General features: G+C 74.4%; 24 protein-coding genes. 18 read left to right on the forward strand and 6 right to left on the reverse strand.

Going from position 1 to position 22,525, the window contains the following annotated elements:
• Positions 1-55 precede the first annotated feature (55 nt).
• The gene (locus ACIA8Q_RS19035) at positions 56-943 is read right to left on the reverse strand and encodes a LysR family transcriptional regulator (RefSeq protein WP_360207249.1); all 888 of its coding nucleotides are present in this window, start codon (positions 941-943) and stop codon (positions 56-58) included.
• A 72-nt stretch (positions 944-1,015) separates the two neighbouring features.
• Here ACIA8Q_RS19035 and ACIA8Q_RS19040 point away from each other — a divergent pair, with 72 nt between their 5' ends.
• The 6 genes from ACIA8Q_RS19040 (at position 1,016) to ACIA8Q_RS19065 (ending at position 7,656) form a co-directional block, all read left to right on the forward strand.
• Positions 1,016-1,906, forward strand: a complete 891-nt coding sequence (locus tag ACIA8Q_RS19040; RefSeq protein WP_360207246.1) for a dihydrodipicolinate synthase family protein — start codon at positions 1,016-1,018, stop codon at positions 1,904-1,906.
• A 113-nt stretch (positions 1,907-2,019) separates the two neighbouring features.
• The gene (locus ACIA8Q_RS19045) at positions 2,020-3,066 is read left to right on the forward strand and encodes an aspartate-semialdehyde dehydrogenase (RefSeq protein ID WP_360207244.1); all 1,047 of its coding nucleotides are present in this window, start codon (positions 2,020-2,022) and stop codon (positions 3,064-3,066) included.
• 330 nt (positions 3,067-3,396) lie between these two features.
• Entirely contained in the window at positions 3,397-4,764 is a 1,368-nt protein-coding gene (locus ACIA8Q_RS19050; RefSeq protein ID WP_387898468.1) for an NYN domain-containing protein, read from the forward strand.
• Positions 4,765-4,926: 162 nt separating this feature from the next.
• Positions 4,927-5,925 carry an ABC transporter ATP-binding protein gene (locus tag ACIA8Q_RS19055; RefSeq protein ID WP_387898471.1) on the forward strand — a complete coding sequence of 333 codons (999 nt, stop codon included), beginning with the start codon at positions 4,927-4,929 and terminating at the stop codon, positions 5,923-5,925.
• On the forward strand, positions 5,922-6,737 hold the full coding sequence (locus ACIA8Q_RS19060) for an ABC transporter permease (RefSeq protein ID WP_387898474.1): 816 nt from the start codon (positions 5,922-5,924) through the stop codon (positions 6,735-6,737). Before ACIA8Q_RS19055 ends, ACIA8Q_RS19060 begins: the two co-directional genes overlap by 4 nt.
• 97 nt (positions 6,738-6,834) lie before the next feature.
• Positions 6,835-7,656: a hypothetical protein gene (locus ACIA8Q_RS19065; RefSeq protein WP_387898476.1), complete on the forward strand. Its 822-nt coding sequence runs from the start codon at positions 6,835-6,837 to the stop codon at positions 7,654-7,656.
• Positions 7,657-7,708: 52 nt separating this feature from the next.
• Here the strand turns inward: ACIA8Q_RS19065 and ybaK are convergent, their stop codons facing one another.
• From ybaK to ACIA8Q_RS19080, 3 genes are all read right to left on the reverse strand, one after another.
• Positions 7,709-8,203 carry a Cys-tRNA(Pro) deacylase gene (gene ybaK, locus ACIA8Q_RS19070; protein WP_396317475.1) on the reverse strand — a complete coding sequence of 165 codons (495 nt, stop codon included), beginning with the start codon at positions 8,201-8,203 and terminating at the stop codon, positions 7,709-7,711.
• Positions 8,204-8,232: 29 nt separating this feature from the next.
• Positions 8,233-8,961, reverse strand: coding sequence for an LON peptidase substrate-binding domain-containing protein (locus ACIA8Q_RS19075; RefSeq protein WP_360207226.1), 729 nt, complete (start codon positions 8,959-8,961; stop codon positions 8,233-8,235).
• Positions 8,962-9,067: 106 nt separating this feature from the next.
• Positions 9,068-10,645 carry an oxidoreductase gene (locus ACIA8Q_RS19080; RefSeq protein WP_360207224.1) on the reverse strand — a complete coding sequence of 526 codons (1,578 nt, stop codon included), beginning with the start codon at positions 10,643-10,645 and terminating at the stop codon, positions 9,068-9,070.
• 91 nt (positions 10,646-10,736) lie between these two features.
• On the opposite strand from ACIA8Q_RS19080, the gene hisD reads away from it, so the two are divergent.
• The 8 genes from hisD to hisF are packed head-to-tail and all read left to right on the forward strand — an operon-like array spanning position 10,737 to position 16,568.
• Entirely contained in the window at positions 10,737-12,044 is a 1,308-nt protein-coding gene (gene hisD, locus ACIA8Q_RS19085) for a histidinol dehydrogenase (protein ID WP_360207221.1), read from the forward strand.
• Entirely contained in the window at positions 12,041-13,192 is a 1,152-nt protein-coding gene (locus tag ACIA8Q_RS19090; RefSeq protein ID WP_360207218.1) for a histidinol-phosphate transaminase, read from the forward strand. Before hisD ends, ACIA8Q_RS19090 begins: the two co-directional genes overlap by 4 nt.
• A 6-nt stretch (positions 13,193-13,198) precedes the next feature.
• Positions 13,199-13,792 (forward strand): imidazoleglycerol-phosphate dehydratase HisB, encoded by a 594-nt coding sequence (gene hisB / locus ACIA8Q_RS19095; RefSeq protein WP_360207215.1) that lies wholly within the window; start codon positions 13,199-13,201, stop codon positions 13,790-13,792.
• Positions 13,789-13,941: a hypothetical protein gene (locus tag ACIA8Q_RS19100; RefSeq protein ID WP_360207213.1), complete on the forward strand. Its 153-nt coding sequence runs from the start codon at positions 13,789-13,791 to the stop codon at positions 13,939-13,941. The genes hisB and ACIA8Q_RS19100 overlap by 4 nt, the downstream gene beginning before the upstream one ends.
• A 43-nt stretch (positions 13,942-13,984) precedes the next feature.
• Positions 13,985-14,620, forward strand: coding sequence for an imidazole glycerol phosphate synthase subunit HisH (gene hisH, locus ACIA8Q_RS19105; protein ID WP_360207210.1), 636 nt, complete (start codon positions 13,985-13,987; stop codon positions 14,618-14,620).
• A 30-nt stretch (positions 14,621-14,650) separates the two neighbouring features.
• A complete protein-coding gene (priA, locus tag ACIA8Q_RS19110; protein WP_360207208.1) occupies positions 14,651-15,373 on the forward strand; it encodes a bifunctional 1-(5-phosphoribosyl)-5-((5-phosphoribosylamino)methylideneamino)imidazole-4-carboxamide isomerase/phosphoribosylanthranilate isomerase PriA in 723 nt (240 codons plus the stop codon).
• Entirely contained in the window at positions 15,370-15,801 is a 432-nt protein-coding gene (locus tag ACIA8Q_RS19115) for a RidA family protein (protein WP_360207206.1), read from the forward strand. Before priA ends, ACIA8Q_RS19115 begins: the two co-directional genes overlap by 4 nt.
• Positions 15,798-16,568: an imidazole glycerol phosphate synthase subunit HisF gene (gene hisF / locus ACIA8Q_RS19120; RefSeq protein ID WP_387898482.1), complete on the forward strand. Its 771-nt coding sequence runs from the start codon at positions 15,798-15,800 to the stop codon at positions 16,566-16,568. The genes ACIA8Q_RS19115 and hisF overlap by 4 nt, the downstream gene beginning before the upstream one ends.
• Before the next feature lie 144 nt (positions 16,569-16,712).
• Here the strand turns inward: hisF and ACIA8Q_RS19125 are convergent, their stop codons facing one another.
• A complete protein-coding gene (locus ACIA8Q_RS19125; protein WP_396317476.1) occupies positions 16,713-17,498 on the reverse strand; it encodes a VOC family protein in 786 nt (261 codons plus the stop codon).
• Between the two features lie 170 nt (positions 17,499-17,668).
• Positions 17,669-18,655 carry a LuxR C-terminal-related transcriptional regulator gene (locus ACIA8Q_RS19130; protein ID WP_360207198.1) on the reverse strand — a complete coding sequence of 329 codons (987 nt, stop codon included), beginning with the start codon at positions 18,653-18,655 and terminating at the stop codon, positions 17,669-17,671.
• A 354-nt stretch (positions 18,656-19,009) separates the two neighbouring features.
• Here ACIA8Q_RS19130 and ACIA8Q_RS19135 point away from each other — a divergent pair, with 354 nt between their 5' ends.
• From ACIA8Q_RS19135 to ACIA8Q_RS19150, 4 genes are all read left to right on the forward strand, one after another.
• Positions 19,010-19,240, forward strand: coding sequence for a hypothetical protein (locus ACIA8Q_RS19135; RefSeq protein WP_360207195.1), 231 nt, complete (start codon positions 19,010-19,012; stop codon positions 19,238-19,240).
• A gap of 37 nt (positions 19,241-19,277) precedes the next feature.
• Positions 19,278-19,553 carry a hypothetical protein gene (locus ACIA8Q_RS19140; RefSeq protein WP_360207192.1) on the forward strand — a complete coding sequence of 92 codons (276 nt, stop codon included), beginning with the start codon at positions 19,278-19,280 and terminating at the stop codon, positions 19,551-19,553.
• 212 nt (positions 19,554-19,765) lie between these two features.
• The gene (locus ACIA8Q_RS19145; RefSeq protein WP_360207189.1) at positions 19,766-21,172 is read left to right on the forward strand and encodes a VCBS repeat-containing protein; all 1,407 of its coding nucleotides are present in this window, start codon (positions 19,766-19,768) and stop codon (positions 21,170-21,172) included.
• A 57-nt stretch (positions 21,173-21,229) separates the two neighbouring features.
• Positions 21,230-22,396, forward strand: a complete 1,167-nt coding sequence (locus ACIA8Q_RS19150; RefSeq protein WP_396317477.1) for an FG-GAP-like repeat-containing protein — start codon at positions 21,230-21,232, stop codon at positions 22,394-22,396.
• The last annotated feature ends 129 nt before the right edge of the window (positions 22,397-22,525 follow it).

Below are 22,525 nucleotides of genomic sequence, written 5' to 3' on the forward strand. Positions count from 1 at the left end.
GCCCGGGGTGCCCACGGGTGCCCCGGGCCCGTTCCGCGGGTGGGACGGGCCCGGCTCAGGACCAGCCGCCCAGGCCCGCCGGGACGGCCGCGTGCAGGGCCGAGACGAAGGCCGAGATCGCCGGGTGGGAGCCGGCGCCCGCCCGGAAGGCGGCGCGGGTGCGCCGGTACATCGGCAGCCGGGTGAGGACCACCCCGGGCGGGGGCTGCGCGGTGCCCAGGTGCGGCACCAGGGCGACGCCCTGGCCGGCCGCCACCAGGGCCAGGACCGTCGCGAAGTCGTCGATCCGGTGCCGGATCCTGGGCGCGAACCCGGCGGACTCGCAGGCCCGCACCGCCATGCTGTGGCAGAGCGTGCCCGGCGGGGACACGATCCAGGGCGCGCCGCGCTGCTCGGCGACCGTGCCGGGCGCCCGGGCCGCCAGGTACATCGGCTCGGTGAACACCGGGCGGGTCACCGCCAGGCCCGGCTCCGGATCGGCCGGGACGAGGTCGTACTCGTGGACCAGGGCGACGTCCAGCTCGCCGGCGCGCAGCGCCGCCCCGACGGCCGCCGGATCCACCTCGGTGACCATCGGCTCCAGGCCGGGGTGCCAGCCGGCCAGTTCGGCGAGGACACCGGGGATGACCGCCCGGGCCGCCGACGGGTAGGTGCCGATCCGCAGCGGCCCGGCCAACCCCTGCCGGGCGTGCGCGAGTTCGGCACCGGCCTGCTCCAGCAGGGCGAGCACCGCCTCGGCGTGCCGGACGAGGTTGCGCCCCGCCGGGGTGAGGGTGACCCGCCGCCCGGTGCGCTCCAGCAGGGGGACACCCGCCTCCCGCTCCAGCACGGACAGCTGCTGGGACACCGCCGACGGGCTGAAGGACAGCGCCTCGGCGACGGCGGCGATGGTGCCGAGGTGGGCGAGTTCGCGCAGCAGGCGCAGGCGTCGGACGTCGAGCATCGGCTCAGCTTACGAGAAGCATCACGAACGTGAACTGGACCCGGGCGATCGGCCGGCCGCAGGATCGTGACCATGGAACTCACCGGCATCCACGTCCCCCTGATCACGCCCTTCGCCGCGGACGGCTCGGTCGCGCTGGACGCGCTGGCCGCACTCGCGGACGAGCTGCTGACCGCCGGCGCGGCCGGCCTCGTCGCCCTCGGCACCACCGGCGAGCCCGCCGCGCTGACCGAGGAGGAGCGCTGGGCGGTGATCGACGTGGCCGCGGCCGCCTGCGCCGCGCACGGGGCGACGCTGACCGTCGGCGCGCACGGCGGCGACACCCGTGCCACCGCCGAGGCGGTGGCCGCCATCCGCGAGCGGGTGCCGCAGGCGGCGGCCGCGCTGGTCACCGTCCCCGGCTTCGTGCGGGCCGGCGAGGCCGGCACCGTCGCGCACTTCCGCGCGCTGGCCGCGGGCAGCCCGCTGCCGCTGGTCGTCTACCACATCCCGTACCGCACCGGGCAGCAGCTGTCCGGCGCGGCCCTGCTGGAGATCGCGGCGATCGACGGCGTGGTCGGGGTCAAGTACGCGACCGGCGGGCTGGACGAGGCGGCCGTGCAGCTGCTCGCCGCCGCCCCGGACGGCTTCGCCGTGCTGACGGGGGAGGACGCCTTCCTCTCGCCGCTGCTGGCGCTCGGCGCGGCGGGCGGCATCCTCGCCTCGGCCCACCTGGCCACCGCCCGGTTCGTCGAGCTGGCGGCCGCCTGGCGGGCCGGGGACGCCGCCCGGGCCCGGGAGCTCGGGCACCGGCTCACCGGGCTGGCGCTGGCGGCCTTCGCCGCACCCAACCCGGCGGTGACCAAGGGCGTGCTGCACGCCCAGGGCCGGATCCCCACCCCGGACGTCCGGCTGCCGCTGCTGCCGGCCGGGCGGGCGGAGGTGGACACGGCGCTGGCACTGGTCAGTGGTCTGGACCACTGATCGGTCGGACCGTCCCCTCTCACACCGTGGAATACCAGGTGGCCCCACCCGCATGACAAGGCATGATGGGCGGAGTGCGGCTGTGAACAGCACCATCCAGAGGAGTAGTCGGAATGAAGATCGGCATTGTCGGAGCCACCGGCCAGGTCGGCGGCGTGGTCCGCGAGATCCTTGCGGAGCGCGCGGGGCGCCCGGGCGGAATCGGCCCGGTGGAGCAGCTGCGGCTGTTCGCCTCGGCCCGCTCGGCCGGACGCACCCTGCCGTGGCAGGGCACCGAGGTCACCGTCGAGGACGCCGCCACGGCCGACTACACCGGCCTGGACATCGTGATCTTCTCCGCCGGCGGCGCCACCTCCAAGGCCCTCGCCCCCAAGGTCGCCGCCTCCGGCGCCGTCGTCATCGACAACTCCTCCGCCTGGCGCCGCGACCCCGACGTCCCGCTGGTCGTCTCCGAGGTCAACCCGCAGGCCGTCGCCGACCGCCCCAAGGGCATCATCGCCAACCCGAACTGCACCACCATGGCCGCCATGCCCGTGCTGCGCCCGCTGCACGAGGAGGCCGGCCTCGCCGCGCTCGTCGTCTCCACCTACCAGGCCGTCTCCGGCAGCGGCGTGGCCGGCGTCGCCGAGCTGCAGGACCAGGCCGCCAAGGTCGTCGACGGCGCCGCCGCCCTCGCCCACGACGGCAGCGCGGTCGAGTTCCCCGAGCCCAAGGTCTACCGGCGCCCGATCGCCTTCAACGTGGTGCCGCTGGCCGGCTCCATCGTCGAGGACGGCTCCAACGAGACCGACGAGGAGCAGAAGCTCCGCCACGAGAGCCGCAAGATCCTCGGCATCCCGGACCTCAAGGTCGCCGGCACCTGCGTGCGCGTCCCCGTCTTCTCGGGCCACTCGCTGCAGATCAACGCCCGCTTCGAGCGCCCGATCAGCCCCGAGCGCGCCGTCGAGCTGCTCACCGGCGCCCCCGGCGTCGAGCTCTCCGAGATCCCCACCCCGCTCCAGGCCGCCGGCAAGGACCCGAGCTACGTCGGCCGCATCCGGGCCGACGAGACCGTCGACCACGGCCTCTCGCTGTTCCTGTCCAACGACAACCTGCGCAAGGGCGCGGCCCTCAACGCCGTCCAGATCGCCGAGCTGGTCGCCGCCGAGCTCAAGGCCTGACCCCGCCGCCGAAACCCGGGCGCCGAAACCCGGGCGCCGGGCCCGGGTGCCGGGCCCGCACCGGGCCGCGCACCGGCCGGCGTGCCGGGCCCGGCCTCGCCCCGCGGAGTGACCTCGGGCGGGCCCCGTCGTTGAACGGGGCCCGCCCTCGCGTTTCCGTCGGCGGCTGTTGCGGTACCGCGACATCCTCCGAGGTTCGGCGCGCCGACCGGGGGGAAAAGGTGACCCAACGATCGGGCGGCCATCGGGGGCCCCTCACCCCGCGCCCGCACCCCGGGCGGACCGCGCCCACCCGGCCTGACCCCGAGGGCGAGCGGAAAGAGGTGTGCGATGGACCGCTGTGTCGTCCTGGTGGACGCGGGATACCTGCTGGGTGCCGCGGCCAGCCTGCTCGCCGGCGACCCGTCCCGCTCCCGGGTCACCGTCGACCACACCGCGCTGATCACCGCGCTGCGCGAACGCGCCGAGGCCGAGACCGGGCTGCCGCTGCTGCGGATCTACTGGTTCGACGCCGCCCCCGACCGCCGCCCGATGCCCGAACACCGCCGGCTGCGCGTCCTGCCCCGGGTCACCGTCCGGCTCGGCGCCCTCACCCGGGCCGAGGGCCGCTGGGTGCAGAAGGGCGTCGACGCCGCCATGCACGCCGAACTCTCCGAACTCGCCCGCAACCGGGCCTGCGCCGACGTCGTGCTGATCACCGGCGACGGCGACCTGCTGCCCGGCATGATGTCCGCCAAGGAACACGGCGTGGTCGTCCACCTGTGGGCCCTGCAGGCCGCCGACGGCGACTTCAACCAGTCCGAGGACCTGGTCGGCGAGGCCGACGAACGGCGCGTCCTCGACCGGGAGTGGATCGAGGGCTCCTTCAGCCTCCGCGAGAGTGCCACCGTCTTCCCCGCGCCCGGTGCCCGGCAGGAGATCGCCAAGATCCTCGCCGCCCCGCCCGCCGCCGCGCCCCTGCCGGCCCCGCTGCCCGCCGGGGTGCCCGCAGCGGTGGCCCCCGCCGCCCCGGCCTCCGCCACCGCCGGCCCGGCCGGCACCCCCGCCGGAGCCCCGGCCGCCGACGGGCGGCCCCAGCCCCCCGCGGCGCTCAAGGTCGTCCCCACCCCCAAGGACCTCGCCGGGCGCGTCGCCGCCACCCCCGGCGCCCACGCCGTCAACGGGCACGGCCCGCTCGGGCACCCGGCCGCCCACGGCCCGGCCAACGGGCACGCGCCCGCGGTGGCCAACGGCCCGGCCAACGGGCACGCCAACGGGCACGCGCACGGGCCGACCGGGCCCGTCCTGCGCTGGTCCTCCGACCGCGGGTGGGTCGACCGGCCCACCCCGGAACCCGCCGTCACCGCCGGCGACAGCCTCCCCACCCTCGCCCAGCTCACCACCTCCGAACAGCGCTGGGCCGACCGCGAGGAGGACATCACCACCATCGGGGGCGACGCCCACGAAGTCGGCCAGGTCTTCGCCCGCCGCTGGAGCGACCGCCTCGGCGACGTCGAACGGCTCACCGTGCTGTGGCCCGACTACCCGCGCATCCCGCACCGGGTGGACGGCGAACTGCTCCGCTACGCCGCCCGCTTCGGCCTGCTCGCGCACAAGGACGACCAGATCGACGAACACGACCGCTACGCCATCCGGGCCGGGTTCTGGAAGGAGCTCGCCGCCCGGGTCCCCGGCGGATCGATGGTCGTGGACGACTAGGGAGCCCCGGCAGGTCCGTCCGGCGGGCCCGTCCTGCGCGTGCCCGCCGGGTCCGGGGAGGTTCCCGCGGCAGCCGGACCCGGCTCCCGGGGCCCTTCCGGGGCCGTGGTGATCCGGCCCCCTTGTCCGGTTCGCCCGTGTGAGCGCGTAGAGTCTCCGGTCGTGAACGAGACGGCCGGGCGAGCACCCCACGACACCCCGCCGTGCGTCGCCGTGCGCGACCTGGTCAGGACCTACCGCACCGGCCGCGGCGACGCCGCCACCGAGATCCGGGCCAACGACGGGATCAGCCTCACCGTCCGGCAGGGCGAGATCTTCGGACTGCTCGGGCCCAACGGCGCCGGCAAGTCCACCCTCGTCCGGCAGCTCACCGGACTGCTGCGCCCCGACTCCGGCAGCATCGAACTCCTCGGCCACGACGTCGTCCGCCACCCCGAACGGGCCGCCCGGCTGCTCGGCTACCTCGGCCAGGAGTCCAGCGCCCTCGACGAGCTGACCGTCGCCCTCGCCGCCGAGACCACCGGGCGCCTGCGCGGCCTTACCCGGACCCGGGCCCGCGCCGAGGCCGCCGACGTGCTCACCGAACTCGGCCTCGAACCGATCGCCCGGCGCCCGCTCGCCAAGCTCTCCGGCGGCCAGCGCCGGCTCGCCTGCTTCGCCGCCGCCCTCGTCGGCGACCGGCCGCTGCTCGTCCTCGACGAACCCACCACCGGCATGGACCCCGTCGCCCGGCGGGCCGTCTGGAGCGCCGTCGACCGGCGCCGCGGCGAACGCGGTGCGACCGTGCTGCTCGTCACCCACAACGTCATCGAGGCGGAGACCGTGCTCGACCGGGTCGCCGTCGTCGACGACGGACGGATCATCGCCTGCGACACCCCCGGCGGCCTCAAGGCCCTCGTCGACGGGCACGTCCGGCTCGACCTGGTCTGGCGGGACGAGGCGCCGCTCGCCGTCCCCGCCGTCGCCGAACTCGCCGGCCGGGCCGAACGCGCGGGCCGCCGCTGGACCATCCGCACCACCCCCGAACAGGCCCGCGAACTGGTCGCCGCCGTCACCACCGGCCCGGCCTTCGCCGCCCTCGACGACTTCACCCTCGCCACCCCGAGCCTCGAGGACGCCTACCTCGAGCTCGGCGGCCGCCACGGAGGACTGGCCAAGTGACCCTGCTCTCCGTGCCGCCCCAGGCCGCCGCCCCCGCCGCGGACGGTACCCCCGCCCCGCTCGCCCCGGCGGCCCGCCTGCTGCCCGCCCTCGCCGCCGTCTACCGGGCCCAGCTCGCCCGGGCCAAGGTCGCGCGGATCCCGCTGCTGTTCGTCGCCACCTTCCAGTCCGTCGGCATCCTGGTGATGATGCGCGGCGTGGTGGACGCCGGGCAGACCTCCGAGGCGCGGTCCGTGGTGGCCGGCTCCAGCGTGCTCGTCGTCGCCTTCGTCGCGCTCAACCTGCTCGCCCAGTACTTCGGCCGGCTGCGGGCCACCGGCGGCCTCGACCACTACGCCACCCTGCCGGTGCCCGCCGCCTCCGTGGTCCTCGGCGCGGCCGCCGCCTACGCCTCCTTCACGCTGCCCGGGACCGTCGCCACCGCCGTCGTCGGCGCGGTGATGTTCGGGCTGCCGCTCGGGCAGATCTGGGTGCTGCTCGCCGTCGTCCCGCTCGCCGGGGCCGCCCTGTCCGGGCTCGGCGCCGCCTGCGGGCTGCTCGCGCCCCGGCAGGAGATCGCCACCATGCTCGGGCAGCTCGGCATGTCGGCGGCGCTGCTGCTCGGCGTGCTGCCCGTCGACCACCTGCCGCAGCCGGTGCTGTGGCTGCGCGACCTGCTGCCGTCCACGTACGGCGTCGAGGCCTTCGCCCGGACCTTCACCCCGGACCCCGACTGGGCGCTGGTCGCGGGCGACCTGGCGGTCTGCGCGGGCGTCGGCGTGGTCTCCCTGGCGGTCGCCACCTGGGCCTACCGGCGCGCCGTCGCCCGCTGAACACCGCCGGGCACGGGCCGCCCCGCCCGGCCCTCCCCGGCCCCGGGGGAGCGGGTGCAGGGCCCGCCGGAGCAGCCGTCGTGAAACGATGGGGCCCGTGACCGTACCGAACACACCTCCGGATCCCACCCGCGCCGACGTGGACGCGGTGCCGGGCGCCACCCCCGACCCGTTCGCGCCGCCGGCCCCGGACGCCGGGACCCAGGAGCCCCCGGCCGGACCGGCCGCGGAGCCCCCCGCGGGGCCCCGGCTCATGGAACGGCTGCTGCCGGAACTGCGGATCGGCGCGGGCACCGTGCTCGTCTGCATCCTGGTCGGGCTGGTCATGGCCGGCGTGTGGGCCTGGCTGGCGCCCAAGGTGCCGCTGGTCGTGGACGGTGACCGGATCCTCTACGCCGACCCGGAGGGCGAGCAGCGGGCCGGCGCCGACGCCGTCTTCGTGCTCGCCGGGCTCGGCGCCGGCATCCTCACCGCGCTCGGGGCCTTCCTCGTCACCCGGCGGCGCGGCGGCGGCATCGGGGTCACCCTCGGGCTCGTGATCGGCGGGCTGCTCGGCTCCGTCGGCGCCTGGCGGCTGGGGCGGTGGCTCGGGCCCAGCGACAACCTGATCGGCGAGGCCCGCCGGGTCGGCAACGGCGGACACTTCGACGCGGGCATCGACCTGGGGGCGATGGGGGCGCTGCTGGCCTGGCCGATGGCGGCCATGGTGGTGCTGCTGGCGCTCTCGGCGGCCTTCGGGAAGCGGGAGGAGGACCCGCCGCCGTACTGGGCCGGGCCGGCCCCGCACGGACAGCAGCCGCAGGGGCAGCACCCGGAGCCGTACCCCGGGCAGCCGCAGGGACAGCCGTACGGGCAGCCGCAGGGGCCGGCGGGCGGTTTCCCGGGCGGCGGCACCACGGGGCCGGAGGACCGGGCGTAGGGCTTGTGTCGACGCCGGGCCGCGGCGGCCCGGTGGGGGGTTCCCGCCGGGCTCAGCGGGCGATCGCGGCGGTGGCGGCCCCCGTCAGTGCCACCAGGTCGGCGGGGGCGAGCTCGACCTCCAGACCGCGGCGGCCCGCCGAGACGTAGACGGTCGGGTGGGCGAGGGCGCTGTCGTCGACCACGGTGCGCAGCGGGCGGCGCTGGCCCAGCGGGGAGATGCCGCCGCGGACGTAGCCGCTGCTGCGCTCGGCGGCCGCCGGATCGGCCATCGCGGCGCGCTTGCCGCCGACGGCGGCGGCCAGGGCCTTGAGGTCGAGCTGCCCGGCCACCGGGACCACGCCGACGGTGAGCACGCCGTCCACGTCGGCGACCAGGGTCTTGAAGACCCGCTCGGCGGTCACGCCCAGCGCCTCGGCGGCCTCGCCGCCGTAGGAGGCTGCGGCCGGGTCGTGCTCGTAGGCGTGCACGGTGAACGGGACCGCGGCGCCCTCCAGAACCACGGTCGCGGGCGTTCCCTGCCCGCCCTTCTTCGCTTTCCTCGCCATCACGGGATCCCTGGGTCGTCGGGGCTGTGCTAGTTGGGGCTGAAGGACTGGCGGGTGAGGTCGACCGCGGGCAGCGACGGCAGCCAGCTGAGCACCGAGGTCTCCCGGCGCAGCAGGTCGAGTTCGGCGCGCAGCCGCTGGGCGGTGTCCGGGCAGGCCAGCAGCTGCTGCTTGACCGGGGTCTCGAACACCGAGGCCGCGGCGACCAGGTAGGACAGCACCTGCGGGTCGTCGGGGAGCTCCTGGCGGCCGACGGTGCTCGCCTCGCGGGCGCCGGCGAGGCGCTTCTGGTAGACCCGGAAGGCCCGCTCCACCTCGGCCGCGAGCGCGCCGGAGCCCTCGCCGGGGGCCTCCTCGACCAGCTCGGCCTCGCCGGTCAGGTACGGGCCGGAGACGTCCACCGAGCGGAGCCGGAACCGGGTCGTGCCGGTGACCAGCAGCTCGTACCGGCCGTCCGGCTGCTCCTGGACGGAGGCGACGTCGGCGACGCAGCCGACGGGGAAGACCGCCTCCAGCGGATCCCCGGTGACGGTGCCCAGGCCGTCCAGCGGCCCCGCCGGGCCGTCCCCCGGGCGGACCGGGGCGACCTCCCGGCCGTCCTTGATGGCGAGCACGCCGAAGCGGCGCGGGGTGTCGGCCGGGAGTTCGAGCAGGTCGGCGACGAGACGGCGGTAGCGCTCCTCGAAGACGTTCAGGGGCAGCACGAGGCCCGGGTAGAGCACGTTGTTCAGCGGGAAGAGCGGCAGCCGTTCTGTCACGGCGGACAGCGTAGTTCCCCGCACGCCCCCGGCGCCCCGCGGTCGGCCCCGCCGGAGCGTCCGCCACCCCCCGCCGGAGCGTCCGCCACCCCCGCCCGAGCACCCGCTATCCCCGCTGGAGCATCCGCGAGGCGCCGGCGACGACCGTGGTGGCCAGCAACCAGCCCACGATGACCAGCCCCGCCGAGACGTACTGGCTGAGGCCGCCCGGGTTCCAGCCCTGCTGGCCGAGGTCGACGACGGGGACCAGCTGGCTCAGCGTGTACAGCACCGGGTTCCAGTGCGGGCTCTCGTCGGCCTTCAGCGGGGCCAACCGGTGGGTGGCGAACCAGACGCTGCCGAGCGCCCAGGCGAGCAGCAGCCACAGGCCCGCCCGGCCGGGCCGGTAACCGTAGCCGACGCCGACGTCCTGGACCAGGCCCCAGATCCGGGCCGGCAGCGGCAGGGTCCGGCGGCGGCGGCGCTGCTTGGCGTAGAGCACCTCGCGGGCGTCGTCGTCGGCGCCGTCGCGGCGCAGCGCGGCGGCGAGCTGCTCGTAGGACTCCGGCTGGAACTCGGTGGTGGACCCCTCCAGCCAGGCGATCCGCTGCTGGACGGTGAAGGGCGCGGCCGGGCGCAGGTTCTCGTAGACGAAACCGTTGAGGCCGAGGTGCCGGCCGAGCGGCCAGGCGTCCGGGTCGTCGACCAGGTTGCCGACCCGGGCCCGGGAGAGCGAGACGGTGCCGGTGGGGCGCATCCGGCAGGTGAACCGCAACTCGGGGGTGTGGATGCGGCGCAGCGACAGCTCGTCGTCACCCTCCAGGTGGAATTCCCCGGAGATCAGGCAGGCGCCGTCGAAGCGGGCGTCGGAGAGCCGGACCTGGCCGTGGGCGCGGAACGGCAGGCCCGGTGCGTCGGGCGGCGGCGTCTGCCCGTAGCCGGAGCCGTAGTAGCTGCGGGAGCCGAACCAGCCGCCGTCGAGGGAGCTGGTCAGGTAGCAGGTGTGGCCGACGGTGATGCGGACGGCGTTGAGGCAGATGCGGTTGTCCGGGACGGCGTGCAGCTGGGCGCCGCGCAGCGAGAGCCGGCCGCCGATCCGGGCGGTGCGCAGGCTCAGCTCGCCGTGGACCTCGATCCGGTCGGCCTCGAAGTCCTGGTGGACGGTCATGCCGTCGGCGGAGAGCGCGCGGCCGAAGCGGTCGCAGCCGAGCCACGTCTGGTTGAGCAGCAGGTCGGTGCCGATCCTGGCGTCCGTCAGCCGGACGCCCTCGCGTATTCGGCACCGGGCCAGGTGGAGGTCCCCGGTGGTGGCCAGCCGGGAGGCCTCCATCCGCGGGGCCAGGCAGTCGACGAAGCGCAGGGTGCTGGCCTCCGCCTCGGAGATCAGGATCTTCTGCTCGAAGCGGCACTCGCGCAGCTCGACGTACTGGCGGATGGCGCCGCCCGCCAGGTTGAGCGCCCCGGTCACCCGCACGCCCGTCATCCGCAGCGAGGACACCCGGCCCGGCGCGGCGGCCGGGCCGGCCAGCAGCAGGTGGGCGAGGACCTCGGCCCGGACGGTGCGCCCGGCGCCCCAGACGGCGTCGCCGAAGGGGTCGTCGGTGGCGTGGACCCCGCACCGCCGGTCGTACACGTCACCCTGGCGGAAGGCCTCCCAGAGCTCCTGCTCGGTGTCGGTCCAGCCCTCCGGAGCGTGCTCCGCCATGGTTTCCCCCGTCCCCCCGGTCGTCTCGCCTTTCGTATCACGGACTGAAATACGGGACCAGCGATTCCGGCCACTCCTTACACTGGGTGGCGTGATCTCTCGAATCGACCTCCGCGGCTCGCTGGACGACCCGCGTGACCTGCTGCCCCGTGCCGAGTTCGACGTCGCGGCCGCCCTGGAGAAGGTGCGACCGATCGCCGAGGACGTACGCCATCGCGGGGTCGCGGCCGTCATCGAGATCACCGAACGCTTCGACGGCGTCCGGCTGGAGTCCACCCGCGTCCCGGCCGGGCAGCTGGCCGAGGCCCTGGAGACGCTGGACCCGAAGGTGCGGGCCGCCCTGGAGGAGTCCATCCGCCGGGCCCGCACCGTGCACGCCGACCAGCGCCGCACCGGGCACACCACGCAGGTGGTGCCCGGCGGCACCGTCACCCAGCGGTGGGTGCCGGTGGAGCGGGTCGGCCTGTACGTGCCGGGCGGCCTGGCGGTCTACCCGTCCTCCGTGGTGATGAACGTCGTCCCGGCCCAGGAGGCCGGCGTGCGCGCCATCGCCGTCACCTCCCCGCCGCAGCGCGAGTTCGGCGGCCGGGTGCACCCGACGATCCTGGCGGCCTGCGCACTGCTCGGCGTGGACGAGGTCTACGCGGTCGGCGGCGCCCAGGCCGTCGCGATGTTCGCGCTGGGCACCGAGGAGTGCGCCCCCGTCACCATGGTCACCGGCCCCGGCAACATCTACGTGGCCGCCGCCAAGCGCCTCTTCGCCGGCCGGATCGGCATCGACTCGGAGGCCGGCCCGACCGAGATCGCCGTCCTCGCCGACGACAGCGCGCTGGCCTCCGACGTGGCCGCCGACCTGATCAGCCAGGCCGAGCACGGCCCGACCTCCGGCTCGGTGCTGGTCACCGACTCGGTGGCGCTGGCCGACGCGGTCGAGGCCGAGCTGGCCGAGCAGGTCGCCCGGACCAAGCACGCCGAGCGGGTCGCCGAGGCGCTCGGCGGCAAGCAGTCCGGCATCATCCTGGTCGACGACCTGGACCAGGGCCTCGCCGTCGTCAACGCCTACGCGGCCGAGCACCTGGAGATCCAGACCCGGGACCCGCACGCGGTCGCCGACCGGGTCGTCAACGCCGGCGCCGTCTTCATCGGCCGCTGGACCCCGGTCTCGCTGGGCGACTACGCGGCCGGCTCCAACCACGTGCTGCCCACCGGCGGCTGCGCCTGCCACTCGGCCGGCCTGTCCGTCCAGACCTTCCTGCGCGGCGTCCAGGTCGTCGAGTACGACCGGGACGCGCTCGCGGACGTCGCCGCGCACGTCGTCAACCTCGCCGACGCCGAGGACCTGCCCGGTCACGGCGACGCCATCAAGGCCCGCTTCGATTGGACGGTACCCGGCTCGTGACCGCCATCGACGACCTCCCCATCCGCGACGAACTGCGCGGACAGTCCCCGTACGGCGCACCGCAGCTCGACGTGCCCGTCCAGCTGAACACCAACGAGAACCCGTACCGGCTGCCCGAGGAGCTGGTCGCCCGGATCGCCGAGCGCGTCGCCGAGGCCGCCCGCGACCTCAACCGCTACCCCGACCGGGACGCGGTCGAACTGCGCGAAGGGCTCGCCGCCTACCTCGGCCGCACCACCGGGTTCACCGTCGCCCGCGAGCAGGTCTGGGCCGCCAACGGCTCCAACGAGGTGCTCCAGCAGCTGCTGCAGACCTTCGGCGGCCCCGGCCGCAGCGCACTCGGCTTCGAGCCCTCCTACTCGATGCACGCGCTGATCTCCCGGGGCACCGGCACCGCCTGGACCTCCGGCCCGCGCAACGACGACTTCACCATCGACGTGGACGCCGCCGTCGCCGCGATCGCCGAGCACCGGCCCAACGTGGTCTTCGTCTGCTCGCCGAACAACCCGACCGGCACCGCCGTCGCCGCCGACACCGTGCTGCGGCTCTACGAGGCCGCGCAGGCCGCCCGGCCCAGCCTGGTCGTCGTCGACGAGGCGTACGTCGAGTTCTCGCACCGGGCCTCGCTGCTGCCTCTGATCGAGGGCCGCCCCAACCTGGTCGTCACCCGCACCATGTCCAAGGCCTTCGGCGCGGCCGGGCTGCGCCTGGGCTACCTGGCCGCCGACGCCGCGGTGGTGGACGCCGTCCAGCTGGTCCGCCTGCCCTACCACCTGTCGGCCGTCACCCAGGCCACCGCGCTGGCCTGCCTGGAACACACCGACACCCTGCTCGGCTACGTCGGCCGGCTCAAGGCCGAACGCGACCGGCTGGTGGACGCGCTGCGCGGCCTCGGCCTGGAGGTCACCGACTCGGACGCCAACTTCGTCCAGTTCGGCCGCTTCGCCGACACCCACGCGGTCTGGCAGGCCATCCTCGACCAGGGCGTCCTGGTCCGCGACAACGGCGTTCCCGGGTGGCTGCGCGTCACCGCCGGCACCCCGGCCGAGAACGACGCCTTCCTGGAGGCCGTCGCCAAGGCCGTCCAGTCTCCCGCCCCCACCCTTGATCGTGCGCGCTCCGCGCGCGCAGCCAGTCAGGAGCTGTAACCCCGAATGTCCCGCATCGGACGCGTTGAGCGCACCACGAAGGAGACCTCGGTCCTGGTCGAGATCGATCTCGACGGCACCGGAAGGACCGACATCTCGACGGGCGTCGGGTTCTACGACCACATGCTCGACCAGCTCGGCCGCCACGGTCTGTTCGACCTCACCGTCAAGACCGACGGCGACCTGCACATCGACACCCACCACACCATCGAGGACACCGCCCTCGCGCTCGGTGCCGCCTTCAAGCAGGCCCTCGGCGACAAGGTCGGCATCTACCGCTTCGGCAACTGCACGGTGCCGCTGGACGAGTCGCTCGCCCAGGTCACCGTCGACCTGTCCGGCCGGCCCTACCTGGTGCACACCGAGCCCGAGAACATGGCGCCGATGATCGGCAGCTACGACACCACGATGACCCGCCACATCCTGGAGTCCTTCGTCGCCCAGGCGCAGATAGCCCTGCACGTCCACGTCCCGTACGGGCGCAACGCCCACCACATCGTGGAGTGCCAGTTCAAGGCCCTGGCCCGGGCCCTGCGCTACGCCTCCGAGCGCGACGTGCGCGCGGCCGGCATCCTCCCGTCCACCAAGGGGGCCCTGTGAGCAAGACCGCCGTCGCCCTCCTGTTCGTCGGCCTCTTCCTGGCCGGCGGCGTGATCTCGTTCTGGAAGCAGAAGCTGCCCAAGGGCGTCATCCTGGTGCTCGCGCTCGGCTCGGTGATGTGCCTGGCCGCCGGCGCCATGCGCCTGTAGGCACGCCGCCCTCCGGACACGCAGAGAGACTGGACACCTGAACATGGGCAAGAACGTCGTCGTCCTCGACTACGGATCGGGCAACCTCCGCTCGGCGCAGCGCGCGCTCGAACGGACCGGAGCGGACGTCACCGTCACCTCCGACTACGACGCCGCGATGAACGCGGACGGCCTGCTCGTCCCCGGCGTCGGCGCCTTCGAGGCCTGCATGCGCGGCCTGAAGTCCGTCCGCGGCGACTGGATCGTCGGGCGCCGCCTCGCCGGGGGCCGCCCCGTCATGGGCATCTGCGTCGGCATGCAGATCCTCTTCGAGCGGGGCGTCGAACACGGCGTCGAGACCGCCGGCTGCGACGAGTGGCCCGGCACCGTCGAGCCGCTGGACGCCCCCGTCGTCCCGCACATGGGCTGGAACACCGTGGACGCGCCCGCCGGCAGCCGGATGTTCGCCGGCCTGGACCCGCAGACCCGCTTCTACTTCGTCCACTCCTACGGGGTGCGGCACTGGGAGCTGGAGATCCACAGCGAGCGGATCAACGCCCCGCTCGTCACCTGGGCCACGCACGGACAGCCGTTCGTCGCGGCCGTCGAGAACGGCCCGCTCTGGGCCACCCAGTTCCACCCCGAGAAGTCCGGCGACGCCGGCGCCGCCCTCCTGACCAACTGGGTCGACACCCTCTGACGACCCTCTGACGACAGAAGAGTCCTGACAATGAGCCTCGAACTGCTTCCCGCCGTCGACGTCCGCGACGGCCAGGCCGTCCGCCTGGTCAAGGGCGCCTCCGGCACCGAGACCTCCTTCGGCGAGCCGCTGGCCGCCGCCCTCGCCTGGCAGAACGCCGGCGCCGAGTGGCTGCACCTGGTGGACCTCGACGCCGCCTTCGGCACCGGCACCAACTACGCGCTGCTGAAGGAGGTCACCGGCCGTCTCGACATCAAGGTCGAGCTGTCCGGCGGCATCCGCGACGACGAGTCGCTCGCCAACGCGCTCGCCACCGGCTGCACCCGCGTCAACCTCGGCACCGCCGCCCTGGAGGCCCCCGAGTGGGTCGCCAAGGCCATCGCCGAGCACGGCGACAAGATCGCCGTCGGCCTGGACGTCGTCGGCACCACCCTGCGCGGCCGCGGCTGGACCCGCGACGGCGGCGAGCTCTTCGACGTCCTCGCCCGGCTCGACCAGGAGGGCTGCGCCCGCTACGTCGTCACCGACGTCAACCGGGACGGCACCCTGACCGGCCCCAACCTGCAGCTGCTGCGCGACGTCTGCGCCGCCACCGACCGCCCGGTCGTCGCCTCCGGCGGCGTCTCCTCCCTGGACGACCTGCGCGCCATCGCCGGCCTGGTCGGCGAGGGTGTCGAGGGCGCCATCGTGGGCAAGGCACTCTACGAGCAGAAGTTCACCCTCGAAGAGGCCCTGGAGGCGGTTTCAGGATGACGGAACGTCGGATCGTACGCGGCAGGGTCGCCGGATGCTCCCCCTGGGAGGACGCCTTCGGCTACTCGCGGGCCGTCGCCGCCGGGGATTACGTGCACGTGGCCGGCACCACCGCCTGGGTGGACGGCCGGATCGAGCACGAGGGCGACCCGTACCGGCAGACCCTCGCCGCGTTCGGCGTCGGGCTGCAGGCCCTCGCCGCGTACGGTCTGACGGCGGACGACGTGGTCCGCACCCGGATGTACATCACCCACGTCCGCGACGCCGACGAGGTGGGCCGCGCCCACCGCGAACTCTTCGACGCCGCCCGCCCGGTGGCCACCATGGTGGTGGTCGAGGGCCTGATCGACTCCCGGATGATGGTCGAGGTCGAGCTCGACGCCCACCGCACCGGGCTGGCAAAGACCCTGGAAGGCAAACAGCCGTGACCCTCGCCGTACGTGTCATCCCCTGCCTGGACGTCGACGCCGGGCGGGTGGTCAAGGGCGTCAACTTCCAGAACCTGCGCGACGCCGGTGACCCGGTGGAGATGGCCAAGCTCTACGACGCCGAGGGCGCCGACGAGTTGACCTTCCTCGACATCACCGCCTCCTCCGGGGACCGGGAGACCACCTACGACGTGGTCCGCCGCACCGCCGAGCAGGTCTTCATCCCGCTCACCGTCGGCGGCGGCATCCGTGCCGTCGAGGACGTCGACAAGCTGCTGCGGGCCGGTGCGGACAAGGTCGGCGTCAACACCGCCGCCATCGCCCGTCCGGAGCTCGTCCGCGAGATCGCCCAGCGCTTCGGCCGGCAGGTCCTGGTGCTCTCCGTCGACGCCCGGCGCTGCCCGCCCGGCACCGAGACCGCCTCCGGCTACGAGGTCACCACCCACGGCGGCCGCCGCGGCACCGGCCTCGACGCCGTCGAATGGGCCGGCCGCGCCGCCGAGCTCGGCGCCGGCGAGATCCTGCTGAACTCCATGGACGCCGACGGCACCAAGGACGGCTACGACCTGGAGATGATCCGGGCCGTCCGCAAGGCCGTCTCGGTGCCCGTCATCGCCTCCGGCGGCGCCGGCCGGCTCGCCGACTTCGCGCCGGCCGTCGAGGCGGGCGCCGACGCGGTGCTCGCCGCCAGCGTCTTCCACTTCGGCGACCTGCGGATCGGCGAGGTCAAGAACGCGCTGCGCGAGGCCGGGCACCCGGTGCGCTGAGGCAGGCCCGAGGGCCCGTCGTGCCGGAGTGGTGCCGGTGCGGCGGGCCCTCGGTGTGTGCGGTCGTCGGCGGGCGTCGGGGTGGGGGCGGGGCTCCGGGGTCCTGCCGGGGTCCAGGACTGCCGGGCTCAGGACTGCCGGGGCTCAGGACTGCCGGGGCTCACCCTTGATCAGCGCGAACGGGGCGCCGTTCGGGTCCGCCAGCCAGGCGAGACGGCCCACGTTCGGCACGTCCTCGGCCGGCATCATCACCGAGCCGCCGGCCGCCGTCGCCCTCGCGATCACCGCGTCCACGTCGTCCGCGGCGAAGTACGGCGTCCACGCGGACGGCTGCTCCGCGGACATGACCGGCGCGATGCCGCCGAAGCTGGTGGCCTGCTGGTCGCCGTCGGCCGTGGAGAGCACCCGGTAGTTCATGCCCGGCGACGGCTCGAAGTTCTCCACCCGCCAGCCGAACAGCGCCCGGTAGAAGCCGAAGCCGGCCTCCGGGTCGGCGCTGTGCAGCTCCGACCAGACCAGCGTGGCGTCCTCCGACACCACGTCCAGGCCGCGGACGTCACCCGGCTGCCAGACCGCGAACTCGGCGCCCTGCGGGTCCGTCAGCTGCGCCATCCGACCGGCCGTCATCACGTCCATCGCCGGCACCCGCACCGTGCCGCCGGCCTGCTCGACGGCCTTCACGGTGGCGTCCGCGTCCGGGGTGTGGAAGTACGTCGTCCACGCGGACCTGGCGCCCTGGTCCTGCAGCGGGCCGACCGCCGCGACCGTCCTGCCGTTCAGCTGGAGGAACCCGTAACCGCCCGTCTCCGGACCGGCGGACTCGAACGTCCAGCCGAACACCTTGCCGTAGAACTCGGCGGTGGCCGCCACGTCCGGGCTGCCGAGGTCGATCCAGCAGGGTGCGCCGGCGGGAAAGTCGGTGGTGAGCATGAGGTGGTGCCCCTTCGACGGAGAAGTGACCGGAACGGCCCCCCGAGGACGCGCACACGCCCCCTTCCCGGCCACCTGCGAGTCTGCACCCGACCACTGACATCCGCAGCCGGGACACGGCTGACCTCGCGGATTCGGCGGCTCGGGCGGGGCGGGGTCCCCGCGGGCGGCTACAGCCAGCCCCGCTGCGCCGCCTTCAGCCCGGCCTCGAAGCGGCTGGCGGCGTCGAGCCGCTCCATCAGGGCGGACATCTGGCGGCGCACGGTGCGCACCGAGATGCCGAGCCGCTTGCCGGCGCCCTCGTCCGTCAGACCCGTCCCGAGCAGCCGGAGCAGGTCGCGTTCGGCCGGGGTGAGGCCGGTGTCGTGATGGGTGGGCTGGTCGGCGCCGAGCGGCACGGCCGTGGACCAGGCCTGCTCGAACAGGGCGACCAGCGAGGCGACCAGCCCGGGCTCGCTGGTGCAGAGCGCCCCCAGCCTCGTCCGGGTCGGGTCGATCGGGACGACGGCGGTGTGCCGGTCGAAGACCAGCAGCCGCGGCGGCAGCAGGGGAGCCGTCCGCACCTGGCCGCCCAGCCCGGTCAGCCACTGGGCGTACGCGTGGGTGGCCTGGTCGTTGCGGACGCTGTCCTGGTACAGCGTCCGCATGGCGACCCCGCGCTCCAGCGCGTCCCGGTCGAGCGGACGGGCGGCGTCCATGCTGGCCTGGGACTGCGCCCCGCCCGAGATGGCGGCGAGGAACTCCTCCCGCAGGCCGCGCGCCAGCGTCTCGAGCCTGGCCTGGATCGCGTCCATCCCGACCAGCCGCTCGGTCGCCTCCGAGGTGGTGTTGGGCATCAGGTCGGCGTAGGCGGCGACGGCCCGGGCCACGGCGGCCTTGCTGGCGGCCAACTCCTGCTGGCGGCGGGCGAGGTCGTCCTCCTGGCGGCGGATGACGGCCTCCAGGCCGACCGCCGGGCTGACCGGGCGCAGCGCGCCGTCGACCTCCTGGGAGGGGCGCAGCAGCGTCAGGTCCGCGAGCCGGTCGAGGGCCTCCCGCGCGGCCGTCTCCGAGAGCCGCAGGCGGCGGCAGAGGTCGGCGACCCCGCACCCGGGCTCGACCAGCAGGGCCGCGTAGACGGCCTCCGCCGCCGGGTCCAGTCCCAGCACTTCGAGCACGATTCCCCCCGGATTCGCCGATGCGCGCGGCCAGGTGGTGTCAAGGCCGTCTGCGCGATTCTCACAGTTCACTCATGTGTGTGCAAGGAGATCTGACGGTGCATCGGTGGGGCGGCAGGGGCTGCCGGGCCGGGGCCGACGGACCGGGGGCGCCGGACCGGGGGCGCCGGTCGTGGCGCGATGCTGCCAGGCCTGATGCTGTCGCGGGAAAGGCCTTCCGGCCCGCTGGTCGGGCCTGCAGGATATGGATCACCGAGCCGCAGGGGCGCCGAGCCCCGGGCCGGGCGGGACGACGGGAACCAGAGCCGTCCGTCCCGACGAACCGACCGACCAGCAACCAGGGGGTTGTTCTCCATGCGGATCTCCGCTCGCGTTCCCGGCGTCCTCGCGGCCGCGGCAGTCGTGGCCACGCTCGCCCTGCCGGCCGTCACCGCCGTCGCCGCCGCACCGGACACCGTGGCGGGCGTGTCCGCGGCGAGCGACCCCGGCACGGGCGACCTCGGCACGGGTGGGGCGGGCTCGGGCGGCCAGGGCAAGCCCGGCCTGGGTGACCCGGGCAGCATCAGCTGGGACAACAAGAAGTGACCGCCGCCGCCGGCGACGGCCGCTCGAACCCGACCCGATGCACATCGTCCGCCTGACGCTCACCAGCCCCGACCGGCGACCGGCCAGCGACGCCGACGCCCACGTCCTGAAGGACGTGCTCTGGGCCCACGCCGATCCCGGCGCCGGCCTGGAGCACGTCCAGTCGAGAGCCCGTCAGGACTCCATCGACCTCGTCGTCTTCACCAGCGGCGGAAGTGGCGACCGCGCCCCCGCCCACTCGTTGGCCCTCTGTTCCGCCGCGCTCTCGCGCTCCCCGGCCTTCCGGGCCTGGCGCGTCACCGTCGCCGGCTGACGGCCGTCCGCATCCTGCCGGAGCCGCTCCGGCATTCCTTCCTGCCGGAGTCCTTCCGGCGCTGCTTCGCGCCGGAGTCCTTCCGGCGTTGCTTCCTGCCGGGGCCTCTTCGGCGTTCCTTCCCGCCGGACTCACCCCGGCGTTCCTTCTTCCGGTGATCCGGGCGCCTGCGCGCCGCGCCGGTCCTCCGCATGCCACTTCCAGGAGCATCCATGTCCCGCAAGGCCTATCTCCGCACGTCCGCCGTCGCCCTCGGGCTGGCCGGCTCGCTCTCCCTCGGCCTGGTCGTCCAGGGCGGCACCGCGCTCGCCGCCGATCCCGCCGCCACCGCCGTCACCGCCGTCGCGGGCGGCGAGTACGGTGGCGCGGGCCAGCCGGTCGGGGCCGCCCAGGCGCCCGCCGCCGGGGCCTCGTCGGCGGCCGCGTCCGTCCTGGCCCCGGCCGTCACCCGCAGCGAGGCCATCCGGCGCGCCAAGACCTGGGTCGGCATCGGCCTCGACTACAGCTGGACCGGCTCGCACAACGGGTACCGCACCGACTGCTCCGGCTACGTCTCGATGGCCTGGAAGCTCGACGACTCGCTGACCACCGACACCTTCGGCCCGCGCGGCGTCACCGAGCAGATCGGCAAGGGCGACCTCAAGCCCGGCGACGCGCTGCTCAACGACAACAGCGGCGCCAACGGCCACGTCGTGCTGTTCGAGAAGTGGACCGACTCCAGCCACTACATGGGCTACGAGTTCACCGGCAGCGGCGTCCACTACCGCGAGATCCCCTACCCCTACTACCCCGGCTACGGCACCTACGTTCCGGTCCGCAACAAGTCCATCCGCGAGGACGGGCCCTCCGACCCGGGGATGACCAACCTGACGGCGGGTGACTTCAACGGGAACGGCAAGAAGGACCTGGTGGCCGTCGAGGTGTCCACCGGCAAGCTGTTCTCCTACCCCGGGACGGGGACGGGGACGTTGGGGAGCCGGGTGATGATCGGTTCCGGTGGCTGGAACGGGATGAGCAACCTGGCGGTGGGCGACCTGAACCGGGACGGTCGGGACGACATCGTGGCGACGGAGAAGTCGACGGGCAAGTTGTGGCTGTACCCGGGGACGGGCAGCGGTGTGGGTGACCGGGTGGAGATCGGGTCCGGTGGCTGGAACGGGATGAACAACACCGCGGTGGGTGACTTCAACGGTGACGGCAAGGACGACGTCGTGGCCAGTGAGAACTCGACGGGGAAGCTGTGGCTGTACCCGGGGACGGGCAGTGGTCTGGGCAGCCGGGTGGAGATCGGTTCCGGTGGCTGGAACGGGATGAACAAGATCGTCAGCCCGGGGGACATGAACAAGGACGGGAAGGACGACCTGGTCGCCACCGAGACGTCGACGGGCAAGCTGTGGCTGTACCCGGGGACGGGGCGCGGTCTGGGGGACCGGGTGGAGATCGGCACGGGTGGTTGGAACGGGATCTCCGACTACGCGGGTGCGGACTTCACCGGTGACGGCATCGGCGACCTCGCGGCCGTGGACTCCGACCCGGGCGAGACCGGGAAGCTCTACCTCTACAAGGGCACCGGCAGCGGGCTGAGCTCCCGCACCGAGATCGGCTCCGGCGGCTGGTAGGCCGCGGCACCGTCCCGAACCCACTTGCTCTGCACCACCTCCAGGGGGAGAACACCCATGTCCGCACAGACCCGTACGCCCGCACGGTCCCGCGTGCGCAGGAGCACCGCCGTCCTCGCACTGAGCCTCGCACCCCTCGTCGTCGCCGCAACCGCCGGAACCGCCGGCGCCGCCTCCGTCAGCACCTGGGACAAGGTGGCCGCCTGCGAGAGCAGCGGCAACTGGTCCATCAACACCGGGAACGGCTACTACGGCGGCCTGCAGATCAACGAGGCCAACTGGCGGCACTACGGCGGCACCCAGTACGCGGCCTACCCGCACCAGGCGACCAAGAAGGAACAGATCCTGATCGCCGAGAAGATCCTCGCCGACCAGGGGGCCGGCGCGTGGACCTGCAGCCCCGGCACCGGGCTCTCCACCGACCACGCGGACCCGTACCCGGCGGGGCCGTCCGACCCGGGGATGACCAACCTGACGGCGGGTGACTTCAACGGCGACGGCAAGAAGGACCTGGTGGCCGTCGAGGTGTCCACCGGCAAGCTGTTCTCCTACCCGGGCACCGGCACGGGGGCACTGGGGAGCCGGGTGATGATCGGCTCCGGCGGCTGGAACGGCATGAGCAACCTGGCCGTGGGCGACCTCAACGGCGACGGCGGGGACGACATCGTCGCCACCGAGAAGTCCACCGGCAAGCTCTGGCTGTACCCGGGCAACGGCCACGGCGTCGAAGGCCGGATCGAGCTCGGCAGCGGTGGCTGGAACGGGATGAACAACACCGCCGTGGGCGACTTCAACGGCGACGGCGTGGCCGACGTCGTGGCGAGCGAGAACTCCACCGGGAAGCTGTGGCTGTACCCCGGCCTCGGCGGCGCCCTCGGCAAGCGGGTGGAGATCGGGTCCGGCGGCTGGAACGGGATGAACAAGATCGTCAGTCCGGGGGACATGAACAAGGACGGCAAGGACGACATCGTCGCCACCGAGAAGTCCACCGGCAAGCTCTGGCTGTACCCGGGCACGGGGCGTGGCCTGGGGGACCGGGTGGAGATCGGCACCGGCGGCTGGAACGGGATATCCGACTACGCGGGTGCGGACTTCACCGGTGACGGCATCGGCGACCTCGCGGCCGTCGACTCCGACCCGGGCCAGACCGGCAAGCTCTACCTCTACAAGGGCACCGGCAGCGGCCTGAGCTCCCGCACCGAGATCGGCACCGGCGGCTGGTGACCGGAGCGTGGGCCTCCTCCACAGGGGAGAGGAGGCCCACCCCCGGGTGGGGGCCCCCCCCCCCCCCGGGGGGGGGGCCCCCGGGGGGGGGGGGGGCCCCGGGGCGCGGGGGGGGCCCCCCCGGGCGGC

The sequence above is a fragment of the Kitasatospora sp. NPDC051705 genome (assembly GCF_044453265.1).
Taxonomy (GTDB): domain Bacteria; phylum Actinomycetota; class Actinomycetes; order Streptomycetales; family Streptomycetaceae; genus Kitasatospora.

Bases quoted from the DNA above. Each gene is read 5' to 3' on its own strand.
- ACIA8Q_RS19035 (WP_360207249.1), bottom strand. From the start codon at position 943: ATGCTCGACGTCCGACGCCTGCGCCTGCTGCGCGAACTCGCCCACCTC.
- ACIA8Q_RS19040 (WP_360207246.1), top strand. From the start codon at position 1,016: ATGGAACTCACCGGCATCCACGTCCCCCTGATCACGCCCTTCGCCGCG.
- ACIA8Q_RS19045 (WP_360207244.1), top strand. From the start codon at position 2,020: ATGAAGATCGGCATTGTCGGAGCCACCGGCCAGGTCGGCGGCGTGGTC.
- ACIA8Q_RS19050 (WP_387898468.1), top strand. From the start codon at position 3,397: ATGGACCGCTGTGTCGTCCTGGTGGACGCGGGATACCTGCTGGGTGCC.
- ybaK (WP_396317475.1), bottom strand. From the start codon at position 8,203: ATGGCGAGGAAAGCGAAGAAGGGCGGGCAGGGAACGCCCGCGACCGTG.
- ACIA8Q_RS19080 (WP_360207224.1), bottom strand. From the start codon at position 10,645: ATGGCGGAGCACGCTCCGGAGGGCTGGACCGACACCGAGCAGGAGCTC.
- hisB (WP_360207215.1), top strand. From the start codon at position 13,199: ATGTCCCGCATCGGACGCGTTGAGCGCACCACGAAGGAGACCTCGGTC.
- hisH (WP_360207210.1), top strand. From the start codon at position 13,985: ATGGGCAAGAACGTCGTCGTCCTCGACTACGGATCGGGCAACCTCCGC.
- priA (WP_360207208.1), top strand. From the start codon at position 14,651: ATGAGCCTCGAACTGCTTCCCGCCGTCGACGTCCGCGACGGCCAGGCC.
- ACIA8Q_RS19115 (WP_360207206.1), top strand. From the start codon at position 15,370: ATGACGGAACGTCGGATCGTACGCGGCAGGGTCGCCGGATGCTCCCCC.
- ACIA8Q_RS19125 (WP_396317476.1), bottom strand. From the start codon at position 17,498: ATGCTCACCACCGACTTTCCCGCCGGCGCACCCTGCTGGATCGACCTC.
- ACIA8Q_RS19135 (WP_360207195.1), top strand. From the start codon at position 19,010: ATGCGGATCTCCGCTCGCGTTCCCGGCGTCCTCGCGGCCGCGGCAGTC.
- ACIA8Q_RS19140 (WP_360207192.1), top strand. From the start codon at position 19,278: ATGCACATCGTCCGCCTGACGCTCACCAGCCCCGACCGGCGACCGGCC.
- ACIA8Q_RS19145 (WP_360207189.1), top strand. From the start codon at position 19,766: ATGTCCCGCAAGGCCTATCTCCGCACGTCCGCCGTCGCCCTCGGGCTG.
- ACIA8Q_RS19150 (WP_396317477.1), top strand. From the start codon at position 21,230: ATGTCCGCACAGACCCGTACGCCCGCACGGTCCCGCGTGCGCAGGAGC.